This window comes from Kamptonema animale CS-326, assembly GCF_028330895.1.
Taxonomy (GTDB): Bacteria; Cyanobacteriota; Cyanobacteriia; order Cyanobacteriales; family Microcoleaceae; genus Kamptonema; species Kamptonema formosum.
Genome location: NZ_JAQMUA010000094.1, coordinates 1 through 16,860 on the forward strand (window position 1 = coordinate 1; position 16,860 = coordinate 16,860).

Sequence of the window (16,860 nt, forward strand, 5' to 3'; positions counted from 1 at the left end):
GATGGGGGAGATGGGGGAGATGGGGAGGATGGGGAGATGGGGAGGATGAGGAGAATTTTGCTTTTCTTGTGCGTTAGTATTCAGCTAATGTCTTGAGCCTTCTCTCCTAGAAAACTAAATCCTTTTGCCTTTCCAGTCCCCTCTGCTCCTCTGCTCCCCCGCCCCCTCGCTCCCCCGCTCTTACTCCTGGGGGAGCAAGGCCTTGATTTGAGCGACGAAATCTTGATGATCGACGACAGGTTTGGAAATGTAACCGTCAGCACCACTTTGATTGAGAAAGGTTTCGCGATCGCCAGCCATCGCGTGAGCTGTCACCAAAATAATCGGTAGTTTAGCAGTTTGGGGGTTTGCTTTCAGCATTTGAGTAATCTTAATGCCATCAACAGCCTTACCCTGGTAAACGCTCCGAGACAGAGACACATCCATCAAAATTAGGTCAGCTTCCCCATCAATCGCAATTTGCATCACCTCTTCCACATTTTCGGTGTGCTTCACGGCAAGACCACCTCGCTTAGTCAAAATCTTGGAGAAAACGCGAGCATTAACCAAATCGTCCTCTACAATCAGAACGGTTTTCATAACTTTTTCCTTGCTACTTGCTGCTCTATAAATCTTATGCAAACCTCTGTACAGTTATTTCTGTAAGGTTTTTGCTGTTTACTTTCTACTTCGCCCTAGTCTGATCAATTCCTTATCAGGCTAAAGCAATCTTATGTAAAACTGCTATTACCGAGTTCGATAGAGCAACCGACTAGGGAAAAATGCTCTTGACGCTCTAAAAATTTTAGCGGAGGCTGCGCTAAGAGCAACGAACTCAGAGAGCTCGCGGTCTAATATCGTGTAATCAGAGCATATATAGCAACCGCTAAGGTGGTTAGGACATTATAAGTTGCTGAAACCTTGATTCTATTTCCTTCTTCCCCTAGCCCCTAGCCCCTAGCCCCAGCTATATCAGTTTTCCACCGGGGCGGTTTCAGCAGCTTGCTGTTGAGAGCTGTTTTACACTCAGGAATTAACGGACACAAGGACTCATGGCTAAACAATTAAACCTCTTTTCTGGCCAAGTAATCTCAACGGCGCTGCACACCGAGATGCAGCAGTCGTATCTCGAATACGCCATGAGTGTTATCGTCGGGCGTGCTCTACCAGATGTCCGCGATGGCTTGAAACCGGTTCACAGGCGGATTTTATACGCTATGCACGAACTCGGCCTGACACCTGACCGTCCTTACCGTAAGTGTGCCAGGGTGGTTGGGGATGTTTTGGGTAAATATCACCCTCATGGCGACCAGTCAGTTTACGACGCTTTGGTGCGGATGGTTCAAGAATTTTCCAGCCGATATCCGTTGCTAGCAGGCCACGGGAATTTTGGTTCGGTGGATAATGACCCACCTGCGGCGATGCGCTATACGGAAACTCGTTTGGCCTCAATCTGTCACGAGGCAATGCTAACTCAGGTTGGTGAGGCGACGGTTGACTTTAGTGATAATTTTGACTCCTCGCAGCAGGAACCGACGGTATTGCCGGCGGAGTTGCCGTTTTTGCTACTGAATGGCTGTTCTGGGATTGCGGTGGGGATGGCGACGAATATTCCGCCTCACAATTTGAATGAGGTGGTGGATGGTTTAATTGCTTTGATTGATACGCCGGATCTGTCGGATGAGAAGTTGCTGGCGTTGATTCCAGGCCCAGACTTTCCGACTGGTGGGGAGATTATCAGTACCGAAGGAATTACCGATGCTTATACGAAAGGTAAGGGTAGTATTGCTGTCCGAGGTGTGACGCGGATGGAGGAAATTCCAGCCGCTCGCAGGACTCGCAGTAAGATGGCGATTGTGGTAACGGAGTTTCCTTTTCAGGTGAATAAGGCAGGCTGGATTGAGAAGGTAGCGGAATTGGTGAATCAGGGCCGAATTGAAGGTATTTCGGATTTGCGAGATGAGAGCGATCGCGAAGGTATTCGCGTGGTGATTGAAATTAAACGCGAGTTTTCGCCGCAAACAGTTCTCTCTCGCCTCTACCATCAGACTGATTTGCAGTGCAATTTCGGTGCGATTTTGCTGGCTTTGGTTAATGGTCAACCCCGTCAGTTGACTCTCAGACAAATGTTGCAGGAGTTTCTGAATTTTCGGGAAGTAACGCTGACTAGACGCTACAACCACGAGTTACAGGTGGCTCAGCGGCGTTGTCATATTGTGGAAGGGTTACTTTTGGTTCTAGGAAATTTAGATGCGGCGATCGATATTCTCAGAAATGCTCCTGATGGTAGTACGGCTAAGCAAGGTTTGCAAAGTCGGCTGAATTTTAGCGAAAGCCAAGCTGATGCGATTTTGGCTATGCCGATGCGACGTTTAACTGGCTTGGAAAGGCAAAATTTACAGTCTGAGTTTGATGAGTTAATGGCGACTATTCAGGAGTTGCAGAGGTTGTTAGGCGATCGCCGCGAATTGCTTAAGGCTTTGAAGAAAGAATTGCGATCGCTCAAACGCAAGTATGGCGATCCTCGCCGCACCCGGCTAGTGACTGTTGAGCAGGGGAGCGGGGGAGTTCCTGAGCAGGGGAGCGGGGGAACTCTTGAGCGGGGGAGCGGGGGAGCTCCTGAGCGGGGAAGCAGGGGAACAGGGGAGATTAAAGGCGGGGAAGCGAAAAAGAAAGCTAATCAACCACCTGTCACCTCGGTTAGCACTGAGCCTTCAGAAGCAACTGTTCTGGAGTTTACGCATAAGCAGTACGTGCGACGGCTGGCTTCGGCGGAGTCGAGTCGAGGTAAAAATCACGATAAATCTGCTCAGTCGCGAGGAGGGGAGAGCGATTTTAGCGTCAACACTATCCAAGCTAGAACTAATGAAAATTTAGCGATCTTGACTCGCACTGGCAAAGCTTACCCCCTAAAAATTTCTGACATTCCCACAGTCGGAAATCGCGATCGCGGCACGCCGATTATTAGTTTGCTCTCACCTTCCGCTACTAAAGATGTAGCTCCAGGTAATCTGCCAGAAATTGTGGCAGGAATGTTTGTTCTGTCTGAAAATGCTGATGCAACTGACTTAGTAACTTTGACTCAACAAGGAAAAATTAAGCGGTTGCCTCTTTCTGAATTAAGCGATATTACTAATCGTGGTGTGACAGCAGTTAAACTAAAAGATGATGACGAATTGCGCTATGCAATGCTTAGCAAACCGGGAGAACAAGTAGTTTTGGCCACATCTGGGGGGCGACTGTTGCGTTTTGAACTCAATGATGAGCAATTGCCACCAATGGGCCGCGCTGCACAAGGTTCTCAAGCTACGCGACTGCGGAAACAGGAACAGTTAGTTGGCTGCATTACTCTTGCTGCTGATGGCAGTTTGTTACTGGTTTCTGAGTTAGGTTGGGCAAAACGGATGCCTGTAGGTTCTGTGAGGCTAACGGGACGCGGTGAAATTGGCACTCAAGCATTCCATTTCGCAGAGCCGAAGGATGCTCTGGTTGGGATTGTGGCGGCGCTTCCTCGAAAGGAGTTGAAGTTGTTAACTAATAATGGGCGTTTGTTGCGTGTGGGTGTGGAGAAAATTGCTTTCTGGGGTAAAGATGCTCCTGGCGATCGCGCCGTTAATCTCAATCCCAGTGAAAAAATTGTCAAAGTTGTTATTTGTTAGTTGTTAGTTGTTAGTTATTGGTTGTTGGTTGTTGGTTGTTAGTTGCTAATTGCTAATTGCTAATTGCTAATTGCTAGTTACTGATTAAACGTAAGGTGGGCGCTCGCCTCAACCATCTTCTTCTATGAGTTACAGGCTTGTAGCGGCGAGCGCCCACCCTACAAGCTATTGAATACTAGCCCCTAGCCCCCTAGCTATAGATCAACTTGTAGCAACATTAGGTTAGTTTGATGGACGAAATTAACACAAACAGGATTTATACTAATAGGACTTGTACACACAAAAGCTAGAAACCATTTTCTTGATAGATTTATAGTTGAAAATCTTATATCTTTCTAAGAAATCTGTTTCTTTGCGTAAGTTCTAAATAATCAATAATTAACAATTAACAATTATGGCAAAAGTTATTATAGAAAATGTCTACAAAAGCTTTCAGACTCTTCGCAAGGATGAAGAGACAAAAATGAAGGATGAAAATTTATTATTAAATTCTGGAAACTCATCTTCTCCTGGTAAACTTGACAGTAATATTCATACTTCTAGCCATACTGTTTTACGTCGCATTAACTTGTCGGTGCAAGATGGCGAATTTATGGTTTTGGTAGGGCCTTCGGGATGTGGAAAAAGTACCTTATTGCGCTCGATCGCTGGTTTAGAATCTCTAACTGGTGGGAATATTTGGGTGGGCGATCGCTTAGTTAACGATCTGCCTCCCAAGGAGCGCGATATCGCTATGGTGTTTCAAAATTACGCTCTCTATCCCCACTTGACTGTTTATGATAATTTGGCTTTTGGCTTGCGGCGGGGGAAGGGGAGCGGGGGAGTGGGGGAGCAGGGGAGCAGAGGCGCAGGGGAGCAGGGGAGAAGGAAAACTACACCTCTTCATCCTTTATTTGAGGAGTTGTTAACGGCAGCGACGCGGAATTTGCCTAAAGGTTTGCGTTATTGGTCTGAGCAGGAAAAAGCTGTGGATGAGCGAGTGCGGACTGTTGCTCAACTGTTGCAAATTGAGTCTCTTTTACATCGTTTGCCGAAGCAACTTTCAGGTGGTCAAAAGCAGCGGGTGGCTTTGGGCCGAGCAATGGCTAGAAATCCTCAAGTATTTTTAATGGATGAACCGCTATCTAATTTGGATGCAAAATTAAGGGCGGAAACTAGGGCGCAGATTGTGCAGTTACAGCGACAATTGGGGACTACGACTATTTATGTCACCCATGACCAAATTGAGGCGATGACGATGGGCGATCGCATTGCGGTGATGAATCAAGGTCAGATTCAACAGGTGGCGAAACCTCTGGAACTTTACAATCAACCGGCGAACTTATTTGTAGCTCAATTCATTGGTTCGCCGCCGATGAATTTTTTACCAGTGCAGTTTACGGCTCCGTTGCTGGTTTCTCATCCGCAGTTTCGCTTCACTTTACCTGAGATTTGGTCAATGGCGCGTAGGGGAACTCCGCCGTTACAAAGTTATGACGGGCGATCGCTAATTTTGGGGATTCGGCCGGAACATTTGAGCATTAGTCCCCCTGCGACCAAAAATCTGCTGGTGGAAGTGGAAATTATTGAGGCTTTGGGCCATGAAACCTATTTATGGGTTTGTTTGGCGGAGGCTAGGGAAATCCGGTTACAGGTACGAATTGGGTCTGAACGTGCGGTTAGTCTTGGGGAAAAGCTTTGGCTGGCGATCGCACCTGATAAAATTCATCTCTTTGACCCTGACACTGGTTTAGCAATCTTTACTAATTAGTACAGGGGGCGCTAAGTAGAAGGAAGAATGTTTATAAAGTCGGCTTTTTAGTCATCTGTATTTTACGTTAAATTAGGGGGATTTACTTATCAGAGAATAATATTTATCGTTCATCGAAATACAGTGGTTTTCAATTGATTATTGCCCTCTTCACCTAATTGCCCTCTTCCCCTCTTCCCTGAGCATCGGAGCATCGTAGCCCCTCTTCCTCTCTTCCCCTAGAGTCTGATATCCCAGTAGCTCAGATTGCCTCATGGGTAGGTAATTCATCCCAGACTATCTGGAAGCATTACGCGGGGCTAGTGAGTAAACATGAAGTGCCAGAATAATGCTTGACCATTTTTGCCTAAAAAAGTGCGCTTGCACATCAATTGCACATCAACCGCACCTCACTGCATCTCAAAACAGCCTAATTGGGAGTAGCCAATGTCTAGCCATAAAACAACTAAACCTCTTACAGTGTAAGAGGTTTAGGAATGCCAGGACCGGGACTTGAACCCGGGACACGAGGATTTTCAGTGTGCGTCAATATCTGCAATGCGATCCGATCGCTTACTGCGGCTCCTCACCACCAGGTCGCCGCCGCCCTCTCAGCAAAAATCCTTTACTGACTAGGAAGCCAAGAATTTGATCGTTTTCCTGCCTGAGTTGAGTAATCTCAGCTTTATTTTTGTCTATATCTTTTTGTAAATCTAGAAGAAGCTGTGCAAGGCGCGAATCCTCAAATTGCCCCTTAAGCTGGCTTATTGAGATTTCTGATACCTGCTTGGCAACTTCTAGGGAAATTTCCCCTTTGATTTTCATTGCGGCGAAAAAAAAGGCGACACCAACCGCCGCGCCAAAGAGACTAATAAGGGCTAAAAGGTGATTGATAGATGCAGTCATCTTGATGTATTGCTAGGGTAGTAAGGGATTAGTAGCGCACCCTGCAAAAAAAATGGTTGCCCGTTTTACTGCGACCACACCTTTATTTCGATAGCTTGATGCCATCTAGCAAAATCTAGTATCAAGAAGAAGCCTTGGACTACTGCCGGGAGAATTAATATCTGTTGCCCCAAATACATTTTTTTTGCAGATACGGTAAGCTCCTGCCCATTAAAGATAGCTTTCTGATAGCAAAGGCCGGCATATTTCCAAGTGGGTTGCTGTGGATTTGTCGTCAACAAAACAATATTCGCCGCAGTAAATACCGGGGATTCAAACAGTGGAAGAGAACCTGTCGCAACAACTCTGGAAATCTCCCACTGCAAAGTCCATCCGTTAGCCAAATCAAGCATTTTACGGAACTACGACCTTTTTCTTTCTGGATTTGGTAGTTGTCGCAATCGTTGTTTGCGCTGCTTCTGTAAGCGCAACTGCTGGTGTCGCTGTTGCTGCTGCTGTTGCATTCAGAGGAATTGGATAAGTCCCCCCTCCTTCCAACGTGAAAAAGGGGAAAATTTCTGTAGCAGCAGGAGCGGTCGCTGTTCGCTGGATTTTCCCAGCCGGGATTAATTCCCCCAAAATATCAGAAATATCCCCTACCGTAAGCACAGTCGGGAAAGTCATTGACACCGTTTTGTAAGTGCCTTTTGTTGTCTTACCTCCGGTTTTAAAAAAAACTCTTTTGCCGCGCGGCTTATTGTTGGGAGTGTAAACACTTTTCCCCGCTGCTACTGTTACTGTCCCCACAGTTCCATCGGGTTTGACATATTCCCTTGTGTAAGAGGCTCTGTCAACTAAATCTTCGGGGCTGGGGGTGTAGAAAAGATCTTCAATTCCAAAAAATTTCGCAACTCTTAGTATGCAGTTGCAGGTTGTCCGGTACTCATCCGTACCTCCAACTTTTTGCTTGTACTTGACTAAAAAATTTAGGCGTGACATTGTGTATCTCCTTTAGTTATCCTCCCTAAATTCACCTACCCTAGCGGAGAGACAGAAAACTCAAGGTCAACAAGGATATTTGACCGGACACTTGCCGTCCGCTCAAAAAACAACGTCCCTTGTGAATCCTGCTTAATAGCCCCATTAACAGGCTGTGGATATCCCTGTATCCTGCTTTTTTCCGGGAGAGTTGCATTAACTTTGTCTGCCGCTTTTGCAGCCGCACTCAGTGATTTTGCAAAAAATTCATTAACTGTAAAACCTTTGGGCAATGATAAGTTTTCCCAGATAGCCTTGATCGGGTCATCAGGCGCAAGAAACTCAGCAATATCCAAAGGGGATAGGTCAGTTGTGGGCGCGGGTTCAGATTGAGTTCCCTCTGAGGAAGTCGCCGTCAGCTCATTTAGTTCATCATTCATGGGTTTTAAATTTCCTTATTTTCCTCAGCCTAAAACCTGAACCTATTGCCCGTCAAGGGGTTCAGAGGCTTCTATCTCTTTCGGAAACCCGTATGGTTTCCGAAAAACTTTAAACTAATATTCGCCCACCGCGATCGACTAACTGTATAGCGTCTGGGAGGGATACCAAGAATATTTCTGCGCGAACAAATTTTACGTCCACAATCGGTCGCCGTTTGGGCCTACTCACCTGCTTGCCTAAAAGAGTCATGCTTCCCGGCTCATCTGGAAAGGCTACCCCGGGAGCTGTGTTCTGGCTATGGAAAATCTTTTCTGGCTTTGGGTTTCTTCCTGCGATATTAAGCAACCGCTGAATGAGAGCCACTCCGTCCGCTAACGATCTACAGTAATAGGCTCCCTCAAGCCCTACGGTGCGATCGCGGTAAGAAACGCAATCTTTCCCCTTCTGCCAAACGTAAGGCGTTGGTTTTGCAAAATTGTTAACAATTCGCTCAGCATAGACCCTTAAATCGGCTTCACTAATTTTTGTTAGATTAGAACCTGGCTCAGGGTCATCTATCTTATCCATTATCCTAATGCTTATTTCTGCCTCCGCACGCTTGTTATTATCATTGCTATAAAAATGCAACTTTATAAGCGGTCTCCCTTTTAATAATGGGTAAATTTCTCCCTTTACCTTGGTCTTAGAGTCTCCAGTTTTTTGATTCCAGAAAGTTATTATTTGGGACGCAATGTCTCTGTACGTCCCTGAGAAAATATAAAAATCGCTTAAGACTTTTCTATCAGGAAATAGTTGTATAGCTTTAGGTTCGTACTCTTTATTCTCAGCCTTACTGTTTTCTAGTTCTAGGATTCTGGGGCGATTAGCTTTGTCCACTCCCCAAGGTTGCCCTTGCGTTCGCCATCGACTAAAATCGCCTTGCCCAGTAAAATCCAAAAAACCCTCCTCAAAATTTTTAACCCAATTTTGAAACTGTTTTTTAGTCCAGTCACATCTAATTTTTATCAACTCATCCAAAGCGGAAACCAAGCTTAGCTGAAGAGGAATTAGTGCTTCGGAACCGCTAATTAGTATCTCGGCATTTCCTCCGTCAATTTCTAGCTTGATTACCTTAAATCGCGGCGCTAACTCGTCATAGCTGGTAGCCCCCACTATCAAGTCGCGCGATGGATTTCCAACAATAGTAACTCGCTCTAATCTATCGATTCGATTTTGAGCTTTTTCTCTGATTTGTCGAAGGCCTAGTATATTTTCTCTTCCTTCTTCCTGGTCAGGCTCTGGTTTTGGTTTGGGCTGTTTTGCCATGATTACTAACTTTTTAGCTTTCCTCTGCGCTTCCGTCTAATTGGTTTTCGGTATTTTGTTAAGTCGGTAATTTTCTTTTTCCTGCCTTGGTCTTTGCCGCCAATGGTAGCAGCGAAATTAGTTTCATGTTCTTTTAGGTAAGTCTGGAGATTTCCTACTCCTACGGCAAGATTAACGTCTTGTCTGGTTAGAAACCTGTCAAGCTGTTTCGTCTCTGCCGCAGCCTCAATCCGCGAACGAATCTCGGCTTTCATCTCTTCCTTACTTAACCCTTGCCTTGGTTTCTTGTCGTTAGTTGCCATTAGATGAATTGAGCGTAAGTATCTTCTTCTGTCAGTAAGTCGCCCAAAGTATCAAAGAATGCTTCAAAGCCATCAATTACGGCCTGAGACACATTCTGATCTGGGAAAATTTTCTGGATCTTCTCCTCAAATTTCTCCGCGAATATAAAGCTTTGGGGCTCGGTTTGACTTAAACTTTTACCCGTTTGCTTTTCAAGAAATTTCCTGCCATTCAGGTGAAGGAATCTAATAATAATTGCTTGGGCTGCACCCTTGACACTCCACCAGAGATCCGTAACTGCATCAATCAATGTTTCTCGGACTGACTCAGAGCCTCCTGTTACTTCAATCAGCGAGGCCATCTGAGCGCAATTGATCCTTACTTTGGGGACTCCAGCGCCTCCCCCCAAGCCTCGGCCAACAATGATGGAGGCAATTGACCTTCCCAAAGTTTCGCCCAAGGGGGAATATAGACCGGTTACAGCCGATTTCATTTCCGCCATAAGCTGCGCGTCAGACTTTCCCCAGTCGTAATGCCAAACAGCTTCCGCCCCTCGTGTAACTTTTTCCATCAGTACCAAGAGAAAATCGCTCAGCTTATCGATAAAAAGCCAAGGTAAAGCAGCCTTCAACCAAGGCATGAATTTCCCCAATGGGCCGGCTATCGCCCTTGCTCGTGTAGCAATAAATGCGCTAATCCTTCCTACTCCAGGCATTTTTAGAATAAACTTCCCAAATCTTGCTACGAAAGGAAGCGCCCGACTTGTGACTGTGAAAAGTCGTGCAGCTCCCAAAATTAGTGGAATAGCCATGTTTTACCTCGAAAGAATTACTAATATTTTAGCAATCATTATTCTTAAATCGTCCATTTTTACATCTTCGACTTCTGGAACATGAAGATCGTAAATTGTTTCTTTAAGAAGTTCAGGCAGCATTGCCTCTAAGCCAACCTCTAAGGTTGACGGCTTCTTGTCGTCTTTGCCCCCATCCTTCCCGTCCTTATCCCCCTTGGGATCTTTGCCAAATCCTTTGAACTTTTTAGGAGCAAAAAGGTTGAATTCTAGGTTTAAAGGGGTCGGTTTGTACCTTATAGGAACCCCCAGTATCTTGATGATTGTTTTGACGGATTCACCTATAAAGGCGACCGTCTTTAAGGTTCTAGTAACGGCGTAGGCTAGACGAATTTGAATATTTAGCCGATTAGCAGAATCTCCTTTTAGCTCCCAAAGAAGCTCTAAGATTCCTTGCAATGCCGCTGATGGAGAGTTATAGGAAAAGTTTCCTGGTTGATCGCCCTCTTGCGCTTTATCTGCATCTTTGATGTCAATTTTAATTGGCACGTCAAATCCGTGCCTATCTACGAGTCGCATTAAGAAGATAGAGACTTCTGCGTAATTCCTAAGTTCTATCATCTCCCTCTTTCTTTTATCATCAGGGTCAATCCTTGGATCTACCATCTCTTCTGTGACTCGAAGGTTCCCTGAGTCCAGCGTGTCAACTGCTAACACTCTGGAGATTTTGCGTAACATTGAGGTTGTAGCTTCGCAACATTTATTGTCCATTTTCTTAGGTGGTGGATTCCATTTAGGTTTAGGTGTTGGTGTGGGGGTAGGTGTCGGCGTGGGTGTTGGAGATGGCGGGGGGGCGGGGCCTCTGCATCTGTGTAGTGTGGATCTTATTTCATAGGTAGGCGCAGTATAGAAATGCCTTACTCCTTCTAGTTTTCCTTCAAGTTCTTGTGGGTAACAAATGAAAAATTGGAAGTCTATTTTTTGGGTCAACCTGTAGGATGGAGGCCCGGGATTATACTTGGCTCCATTTTCTGTGTCAGACGGCCAAACTACCTTTATTAGCCACCGAAGATTTGGCCCATCCCAGATGAGGCGCTCGATGACAGCATCCGTCTCTCCCCAAGTAATTATCGTTTCTCCCCTCGGAGGGCCAAAATATTCCTGTTTCCATTGGTGTACCAGGATGGAAAAAAAGTATTGACAGTTAGGATCTAAATCATCAGTACCAGGGCTAGGAGTAGGTGTTGGAGTAGGTGTTGGAGTAGGTGTAGGTGTTGGAGTAGGTGTAGGTGTTGGAGTAGGTGTAGGTGTTGGAGTAGGGGTTGGAGTTTCGCAGTGAGGGAGCCTGTAGTTAAAGGTTTGAGTATAGTCAAACAACGTTAACGAAATACTTATATCGCAATTCTTTCTTGAAACTTTATAAGCTCCCAAGGTATTACGAAAGATTTTTATAGCACTTTCTGCATTAAAGTCGCCGTTTGGCTGAACATCAATTGATGTTCCAGCCTTATTCCCGAAAGCTGAGATATCGGTATAAGCACTAATCCCGATTCCTTCTTCACTAATTTGGATATCTAAGCCAAAAGCTACAGAAAGTCCGAGGTCGCCGCCGATGGAAGCTCCAGCGCCCACCGAAAGACTGCCAGATTCTCGATCAAATTCAATTTTTAGGTTGCTGCGAAGTTCCGCTCCAATTTGGCCGCCTAAAGCAATTGAATTTTCCATTACCAGAATTCCTCGCCGCTAACTGTAGCAGTCTCGTTGTCTGCGATCGCCCACAGCGCAAAACCTTGTGTCCAGTGTTGCGCTATCAATTCACCGCGTCCCCCTTCAAAGGCTAACCGCCCATTTTCATAGGTCAGACTGCCTCCAGCATCCACAAAAGCGCAAGCCCCTTTGCTAACCCCTGCACCGGAATTTGTGAAGCGAAACCAAATTTTTTTATCAGTTGTCAGCCGTAGCTCTTTCCGGTTTGTGTTAGCTGAAACAATTTGCACTGCTGAATTGCCGACGCTTTTGTTGAAACTCTGGCCCCCAGAGAAAACGAGACTTGTCTCTGTTGCCGCTGTCACTGGGGCTTCAGCAAAAGAGGGAATTATCAAGGCGCTGGCGATCGCGATAAATTTGTCAGCTCCCTGCAAAGTGCCGCTGCCATCATTAATAATTGCAGCTCCAATTTGCGTATTTTTGCTGAAAAATCCCGTTCCATTATCAATCAGGGGATTTTGCAGAGGGCGATAACTCCAAACTCCCTGGTTTAGTTTGCCGTGATTCTGCAAGTTAATTTGTGAGATTTGTCGCCAGCCTCCTGAACCTTTTCTTTTGTAAAGTCCTATCGTTCGGGAAGGTGCAGCATCAAGGTTGGTATTTATTTTCTGAGCTATTTCTGCCTGCGAATCTTCGGGGTAAACGTTGGGAGGATTTACCCCTCGGAGTGAGGGCAAAAGGTATTGGCCTTGAAGAAAGATAACCCGACAGGCAAAGCAAGTGGCAGGCTGGAATCCGTTGGGGGGAGAGATAGCGCTAGTGAGGGCGCTAAAATCAATTATTGTTTGAATTGTTGCGCCAGAGGAAGCGCTAAACTCAGTCTCAAAATCTTCCGTTAGTTCTGGGCGAAAAATTGCTAGGCTCATAATTCTCCCATTGGCGAAGCCGCAGAAATAATAATGTTGCCAGTCGCCGCATCAAACTCCTGAATTAACGGTAATTTGAGCGTCGCCGAAGCTGTGGCATTGAGAGTGCTACCGGTGGTCTGGGAATCAATACGAAACTCATTTACTAATTGAAGATTTAAAGGGTTCTTGTCAGGTTTAATCTGGAGGGTGTGGAGTTGGACAATTGCGCTCCATAATTGCTCTGGCCAAGTCCCTGTGAAAGTTCCATCCCCGGAGATGAATCCACTGGCGGTTAAGTAATCTGGAATTGAGATTTCTCTTGTTAGGGGGGCAACCGACATCGGGGGCGTGAAATTAATAGTAGCTTCTCCACCTGTGGCGATAGGGTAGGTTTCAAATTCAACTTCCGCATCAATAGTTACGGAAATATAGTCTAGTGCCGATGGATTCTTCGCCTCACTTTTCTGACCTTGGACGGCAAAAATTGAGAGATGCCAAATAAAATTGCCTAACGTTGTAGCCTTACTCGTCCCCCCTATTCCGGGGTTGATTATTGTCATAGCTTGAATAAAGAGGTACAATATACAAACATTCTACAGAGTTTTGTAAAATTATGCCAATATTCAATCTAAATCCACCACAAACACAGCAAAATAATATTAATGTAACAGAAGATGTACTTAGTGCTGGTAATCGCTCAACCGTCAGTGTTAGCGCCACACCATCCGTAGTAATACCAGCTAATCCCAGTAGAGGTAATTATCAGATTTATAACAATAGTACAAATACCTGTTTTATCGCCCATTCTTCAACGGTTAGCGCTTCAAGCTTTGAATTTCCCATTCCTGGTGGCAATCTTTGGTATCCAGACATAAGTAACGGGAGATACTTAGGCCAAGTGGCGGCGGTTACTGCTAGTGGTACGGCATCATTGATGGTTACTGAGTTTACGATCCTTTAATTTATGCCATTAATTGACCTGAATAAATCAAGCAATCAACCCTTAGTGATTCCCGATGAGATCACACGGGATACTGAGGTGTTGACAGCTATCGCACTAGCGATAGCCGCTCACATAGCTGCGAGCAATCCGCATTCTCAATATTTGTCTCAGAATGGGAAAGCCGCCGATTCCGAGCTGATTGATGGGATTAATTCCAGCCGAATAGTATTCGGAGATGACTGGAGCAAAACGCTTGGGATCAACATCGACTCCACCATAAATTCAAATTCAGGATTTCTAGATTGTTACAGCGGGGGAACCTTCCCCTCTGGGACTACGCACATCAACGGATTTCAGGCCAGGCACAGAAACAACACCAACATTTGGGGGATGCAAGCTGGCTGCCAGTACAGCATCCCGAATGAATTCTATTTCAGAACCATCTGGGGAGGTGCTTGGCAGCCTTGGCGAAGGGTTTGGAATAATGGAAATTTCGATCCAACATCTCACGCGCAAAACTTCAACGGAACTACCGCGAAATCTATCGGATATAGCGGGGGCACAATTTTTTCGGAAACCAATAATTGCGGTTACGAAGTTCGAGCCCGCGATTCTTCATCAGCCGCATATATATCTTTCCTTCGCCCGCAGATTTTTGGATTCCATTTCGGAATGGATACAGATAATCAACTAAAGATTGGAGGATGGAGCTTCGGGGGGGCCAGCTACGTAATATGGCACGAAGGAAATTTACCCATCGCTCAATATTTAACTCGGGTAGAAGGGGATAGCCGATATCGTCCGCTCTCTCAGACAGTAGAGGTCTGGTTTTCGGGGGCCTTGCCTTTGGCAAATGCAGCCGGGAATTCTGTAGCAATTGGCTGGAATAGTGTACAACCGGGGTTAGGAACTGCTGAATTCTGCAATTATGCCGGTTCGGGTGGCGGCGACGCTTTTAATTTTTTCAGAATGCCCGGAGCTCCAGCCGCCCGACCAACTCTAACAAATAGGGTTTCGCGGATTGACGTTACGGGAAACTATGTTGCGACTTCAGATCGCAGAGTAAAAAGCGATTTTTCAAAAGCCCCTGGATTGGAAATACTCTCTTTAATTAAGCCTTATAGATATCATCACTTTTCTAATGTGAGATACGAAAATGGTGAGATAGAGAAAGGGGAGAATTTTGTAGTAAAGCTTGGATTTATCGCCCAAGAAATCGCGGAGCTAATCCCGGAAGCGGTTGCCAGACCTAACTCCCCAGAAGAACTCTGGGGGATTGATTATAATTGTTTGTTGGCTTGTGCAATACAATCAATAAAAGAATTACACAGCACGACTCAGGAGTTACAAGAACAGATAGACGGGCTTAAACTTAAGCTTCAAGAAAAATAACAATAGACCTATTTTTTTACAGACTTCATCTTGGTTGCTCCCATTTTTGCCTTGAGTTTGTTGAGCTCTTGCTCTACTGGGTCAATGGGGGCTGATGGTTTTACCGATCGCGCTCTGGGTTTTCTCGATTTGGTGAGCTTGCGATCGCGCACCCATCGATCGTATTCATACAGGGCTAGAGCAAATGCTAGCCAAATTCCAGCAAGTGCAGAAGTTTGCTCCTCTAGGTGCTCTGCGTCCTGAAAGTTGAGCACTGTTTCTGCGTCCGAGCCAGAGATAAAGACCACAAAAATTACTGCTAAGACTGTTGTGAAAACAGTGGCCAGAAAGCTTACTATTAGGGCGTTTACCCCCTCCCTCCACTCTTCCCGGCTAATAGACCAGAAGGAACCCAGCTTAATACGCTCGGCCCTAGTTTGTAGGCATTGATAACCGGGGAATGACTTCGGCCACCACATTGCTGCAAGGTGTGTAAGTAGTGCTGCGACGTAACGATATCCAGCCATTACAAACACCTGAATCAACCAGGCAAAGATTATGAGCCGTTCTGTCCCCTCTGGAGTGGTTGCAAATGGTTCTCCCAGATGGAGCCAGAAGCTGATACTTTCAACTAGGGCGATTGCACGTAACCATGAGACAGGGTATGGAAAGCCTTTGGGCCATCTGCTCTTTTTCATAAACCTGAGCTCCTTGGTAGGGGTATCAAGATTATCTCAGTTTTCACCCTCGTAGACCTAATGATCTGCGAGGGTGAACTTATAGGAAGCGCGATCGCCCTAACCCCCAACCATCTCCAAAATAGCCTCGACATCCGCCAAGGTCGCCGCCGATCGCTTGCGCCGCGCCTTAAGCTGGTTGAGCAAGTCGGCGGCCTCTGGCGCGATCACAGCGGAAAGTGCTGATCGCGCTTCGGCTAGCTCTACCTGTAGTTTCTGGTTCTCCTCACTAAGCTCCGCGCTGCAACTGTGCGAATTTCCAAAGTTTGCATACACAACATCCAGCTCTTCCTGCAATCCCTGCGCTTGCGATCGCGCTTCGGTCAATTCGCCTTTCAACCTTTCGATCTTCCCCTCCAAATCCGCCCCCCTCCCTTTCTCAAAAGCTTTCCATGCGGCATTAGCTTCCTCTGCTTGGCGCTTCCACTTATCAGCCTCTTTTTCTGCCTGAGCTGCGACAACGCTCAGGCTCTCAGCTTTCCCAGGCGTTCCTCAATCCCTCCCAAGCGCTCTTCTAGCATCGTTTCCACTTTGTCTAGTATGTTGCTAGTGTCATGTCTAGCTAAAGTAGCGCTAGACTCAATACTAGCATCACCGCTAGACATCCCTACTGATTCCGCCAATACTCTTATACAGTAACCATTTAAGCTTTCACCCCTGGACTGCGCTGCGCCCTTTAGCGTTTCTAGCAGGCTGTCCTTGCCATCAAATCTTAGGTTGAGTTGAGTCCGTTTTTTGTCTAGCATCGTCTAACTGTTGTCTAGTGGTGTACTAGATATGATACTAGCATACTGCTAGACAAATACTAGCACACTGGCTGTCTAGTACATTGCTAGCACTTGTCTAACGCAAAAAGTTAGCCCTCCCAGAGCTTTATATCTGGGAGGGCTGAACTATTTAGTTTTAGTTTTCAAGGTTCTGGCTAAGGGTAGCTAGCTCTTAATCCCTACATCTACATCGTCAGGAATCCATACGATTACATCTTCGACACTCACCTTGTACGCCCTCAGAATAGCCGCCAAAGTGTCTTTGTCGGGGTAGTGTTCTGGGTTGTTAATCAGACTTTTGGCTGTGTTCCTGGCTAAACCTGTGTCCCTGACGAACTGACCTATTGACGGAACCCCTTTTTCTTCAATCAACTGCTTA

At 46.0% G+C, this 16,860-nt stretch carries 19 protein-coding genes; 4 read left to right on the forward strand and 15 right to left on the reverse strand.

The features are described from left to right. Positions 1-180 precede the first annotated feature (180 nt). Positions 181-579: a response regulator gene (locus PN499_RS05340; RefSeq protein ID WP_007353268.1), complete on the reverse strand. Its 399-nt coding sequence runs from the start codon at positions 577-579 to the stop codon at positions 181-183. Positions 580-1,031: 452 nt separating this feature from the next. Between PN499_RS05340 and PN499_RS05345 the strand changes: the two genes are divergently transcribed. Together PN499_RS05345 and PN499_RS05350 are read left to right on the forward strand one after the other, a co-directional pair. After that, positions 1,032-3,638 carry a DNA gyrase/topoisomerase IV subunit A gene (locus PN499_RS05345; protein WP_272030656.1) on the forward strand — a complete coding sequence of 869 codons (2,607 nt, stop codon included), beginning with the start codon at positions 1,032-1,034 and terminating at the stop codon, positions 3,636-3,638. Between the two features lie 394 nt (positions 3,639-4,032). Then, positions 4,033-5,388, forward strand: coding sequence for an ABC transporter ATP-binding protein (locus tag PN499_RS05350; RefSeq protein WP_272030657.1), 1,356 nt, complete (start codon positions 4,033-4,035; stop codon positions 5,386-5,388). A gap of 552 nt (positions 5,389-5,940) precedes the next feature. Here PN499_RS05350 and PN499_RS05355 read toward each other — a convergent pair. The 10 genes from PN499_RS05355 to PN499_RS05400 all read right to left on the reverse strand — a co-directional run bounded on the left by PN499_RS05355 (position 5,941) and on the right by PN499_RS05400 (position 13,223). After that, entirely contained in the window at positions 5,941-6,273 is a 333-nt protein-coding gene (locus PN499_RS05355) for a hypothetical protein (protein ID WP_272030658.1), read from the reverse strand. Positions 6,274-6,338: 65 nt separating this feature from the next. Next, the gene (locus PN499_RS05360) at positions 6,339-6,665 is read right to left on the reverse strand and encodes a hypothetical protein (protein ID WP_272030659.1); all 327 of its coding nucleotides are present in this window, start codon (positions 6,663-6,665) and stop codon (positions 6,339-6,341) included. A 1-nt stretch (position 6,666) separates the two neighbouring features. Next, positions 6,667-7,251, reverse strand: coding sequence for a hypothetical protein (locus tag PN499_RS05365; RefSeq protein WP_272030660.1), 585 nt, complete (start codon positions 7,249-7,251; stop codon positions 6,667-6,669). A gap of 35 nt (positions 7,252-7,286) precedes the next feature. Next, a complete protein-coding gene (locus tag PN499_RS05370) occupies positions 7,287-7,670 on the reverse strand; it encodes a hypothetical protein (protein WP_272030661.1) in 384 nt (127 codons plus the stop codon). Positions 7,671-7,779: 109 nt separating this feature from the next. Then, positions 7,780-8,976, reverse strand: a complete 1,197-nt coding sequence (locus PN499_RS05375; protein ID WP_272030662.1) for a hypothetical protein — start codon at positions 8,974-8,976, stop codon at positions 7,780-7,782. Positions 8,977-8,981: 5 nt separating this feature from the next. Next, the gene (locus PN499_RS05380) at positions 8,982-9,278 is read right to left on the reverse strand and encodes a hypothetical protein (RefSeq protein ID WP_272030663.1); all 297 of its coding nucleotides are present in this window, start codon (positions 9,276-9,278) and stop codon (positions 8,982-8,984) included. After that, positions 9,278-10,069 (reverse strand): hypothetical protein, encoded by a 792-nt coding sequence (locus tag PN499_RS05385; protein WP_272030664.1) that lies wholly within the window; start codon positions 10,067-10,069, stop codon positions 9,278-9,280. The genes PN499_RS05380 and PN499_RS05385 overlap by 1 nt, the downstream gene beginning before the upstream one ends. A 3-nt stretch (positions 10,070-10,072) precedes the next feature. Beyond that, positions 10,073-11,773 (reverse strand): hypothetical protein, encoded by a 1,701-nt coding sequence (locus tag PN499_RS05390; protein WP_272030665.1) that lies wholly within the window; start codon positions 11,771-11,773, stop codon positions 10,073-10,075. Further along, positions 11,773-12,681 (reverse strand): hypothetical protein, encoded by a 909-nt coding sequence (locus PN499_RS05395; protein WP_272030666.1) that lies wholly within the window; start codon positions 12,679-12,681, stop codon positions 11,773-11,775. The genes PN499_RS05390 and PN499_RS05395 overlap by 1 nt, the downstream gene beginning before the upstream one ends. Beyond that, positions 12,678-13,223, reverse strand: a complete 546-nt coding sequence (locus PN499_RS05400; RefSeq protein WP_272030667.1) for a hypothetical protein — start codon at positions 13,221-13,223, stop codon at positions 12,678-12,680. Before PN499_RS05400 ends, PN499_RS05395 begins: the two co-directional genes overlap by 4 nt. 53 nt (positions 13,224-13,276) lie before the next feature. On the opposite strand from PN499_RS05400, the gene PN499_RS05405 reads away from it, so the two are divergent. Both PN499_RS05405 and PN499_RS05410 read left to right on the forward strand, forming a co-directional pair. Next, a complete protein-coding gene (locus PN499_RS05405) occupies positions 13,277-13,624 on the forward strand; it encodes a hypothetical protein (RefSeq protein ID WP_272030668.1) in 348 nt (115 codons plus the stop codon). Between the two features lie 3 nt (positions 13,625-13,627). Then, complete coding sequence (locus PN499_RS05410) at positions 13,628-14,998, forward strand: tail fiber domain-containing protein (protein ID WP_272030669.1); 1,371 nt, start codon at positions 13,628-13,630, stop codon at positions 14,996-14,998. A gap of 8 nt (positions 14,999-15,006) precedes the next feature. On the opposite strand, the gene PN499_RS05415 is transcribed toward PN499_RS05410, so the two are convergent. The 4 genes from PN499_RS05415 to PN499_RS05430 form a co-directional block, all read right to left on the reverse strand. Next, positions 15,007-15,675, reverse strand: coding sequence for a hypothetical protein (locus PN499_RS05415; protein WP_272030670.1), 669 nt, complete (start codon positions 15,673-15,675; stop codon positions 15,007-15,009). A gap of 99 nt (positions 15,676-15,774) precedes the next feature. Continuing rightward, positions 15,775-16,074, reverse strand: a complete 300-nt coding sequence (locus PN499_RS05420; protein WP_272030671.1) for a hypothetical protein — start codon at positions 16,072-16,074, stop codon at positions 15,775-15,777. Positions 16,075-16,178: 104 nt separating this feature from the next. Continuing rightward, positions 16,179-16,460: a hypothetical protein gene (locus PN499_RS05425; protein ID WP_272030672.1), complete on the reverse strand. Its 282-nt coding sequence runs from the start codon at positions 16,458-16,460 to the stop codon at positions 16,179-16,181. A gap of 186 nt (positions 16,461-16,646) precedes the next feature. Beyond that, positions 16,647-16,860, reverse strand: a 214-nt coding sequence (locus PN499_RS05430) for a helix-turn-helix domain-containing protein (protein WP_272030673.1), incomplete at its 5' end; no start/stop codon positions are given.

Bases quoted from the DNA above. Each gene is read 5' to 3' on its own strand.
- PN499_RS05360 (WP_272030659.1), bottom strand. From the start codon at position 6,665: ATGCTTGATTTGGCTAACGGATGGACTTTGCAGTGGGAGATTTCCAGA.
- PN499_RS05385 (WP_272030664.1), bottom strand. From the start codon at position 10,069: ATGGCTATTCCACTAATTTTGGGAGCTGCACGACTTTTCACAGTCACA.
- PN499_RS05415 (WP_272030670.1), bottom strand. From the start codon at position 15,675: ATGAAAAAGAGCAGATGGCCCAAAGGCTTTCCATACCCTGTCTCATGG.
- PN499_RS05395 (WP_272030666.1), bottom strand. From the start codon at position 12,681: ATGAGCCTAGCAATTTTTCGCCCAGAACTAACGGAAGATTTTGAGACT.
- PN499_RS05355 (WP_272030658.1), bottom strand. From the start codon at position 6,273: ATGACTGCATCTATCAATCACCTTTTAGCCCTTATTAGTCTCTTTGGC.
- PN499_RS05375 (WP_272030662.1), bottom strand. From the start codon at position 8,976: ATGGCAAAACAGCCCAAACCAAAACCAGAGCCTGACCAGGAAGAAGGA.
- PN499_RS05370 (WP_272030661.1), bottom strand. From the start codon at position 7,670: ATGAATGATGAACTAAATGAGCTGACGGCGACTTCCTCAGAGGGAACT.
- PN499_RS05390 (WP_272030665.1), bottom strand. From the start codon at position 11,773: ATGGAAAATTCAATTGCTTTAGGCGGCCAAATTGGAGCGGAACTTCGC.
- PN499_RS05380 (WP_272030663.1), bottom strand. From the start codon at position 9,278: ATGGCAACTAACGACAAGAAACCAAGGCAAGGGTTAAGTAAGGAAGAG.
- PN499_RS05405 (WP_272030668.1), top strand. From the start codon at position 13,277: ATGCCAATATTCAATCTAAATCCACCACAAACACAGCAAAATAATATT.
- PN499_RS05410 (WP_272030669.1), top strand. From the start codon at position 13,628: ATGCCATTAATTGACCTGAATAAATCAAGCAATCAACCCTTAGTGATT.
- PN499_RS05365 (WP_272030660.1), bottom strand. From the start codon at position 7,251: ATGTCACGCCTAAATTTTTTAGTCAAGTACAAGCAAAAAGTTGGAGGT.
- PN499_RS05350 (WP_272030657.1), top strand. From the start codon at position 4,033: ATGGCAAAAGTTATTATAGAAAATGTCTACAAAAGCTTTCAGACTCTT.
- PN499_RS05425 (WP_272030672.1), bottom strand. From the start codon at position 16,460: ATGCTAGACAAAAAACGGACTCAACTCAACCTAAGATTTGATGGCAAG.
- PN499_RS05345 (WP_272030656.1), top strand. From the start codon at position 1,032: ATGGCTAAACAATTAAACCTCTTTTCTGGCCAAGTAATCTCAACGGCG.
- PN499_RS05340 (WP_007353268.1), bottom strand. From the start codon at position 579: ATGAAAACCGTTCTGATTGTAGAGGACGATTTGGTTAATGCTCGCGTT.
- PN499_RS05400 (WP_272030667.1), bottom strand. From the start codon at position 13,223: ATGACAATAATCAACCCCGGAATAGGGGGGACGAGTAAGGCTACAACG.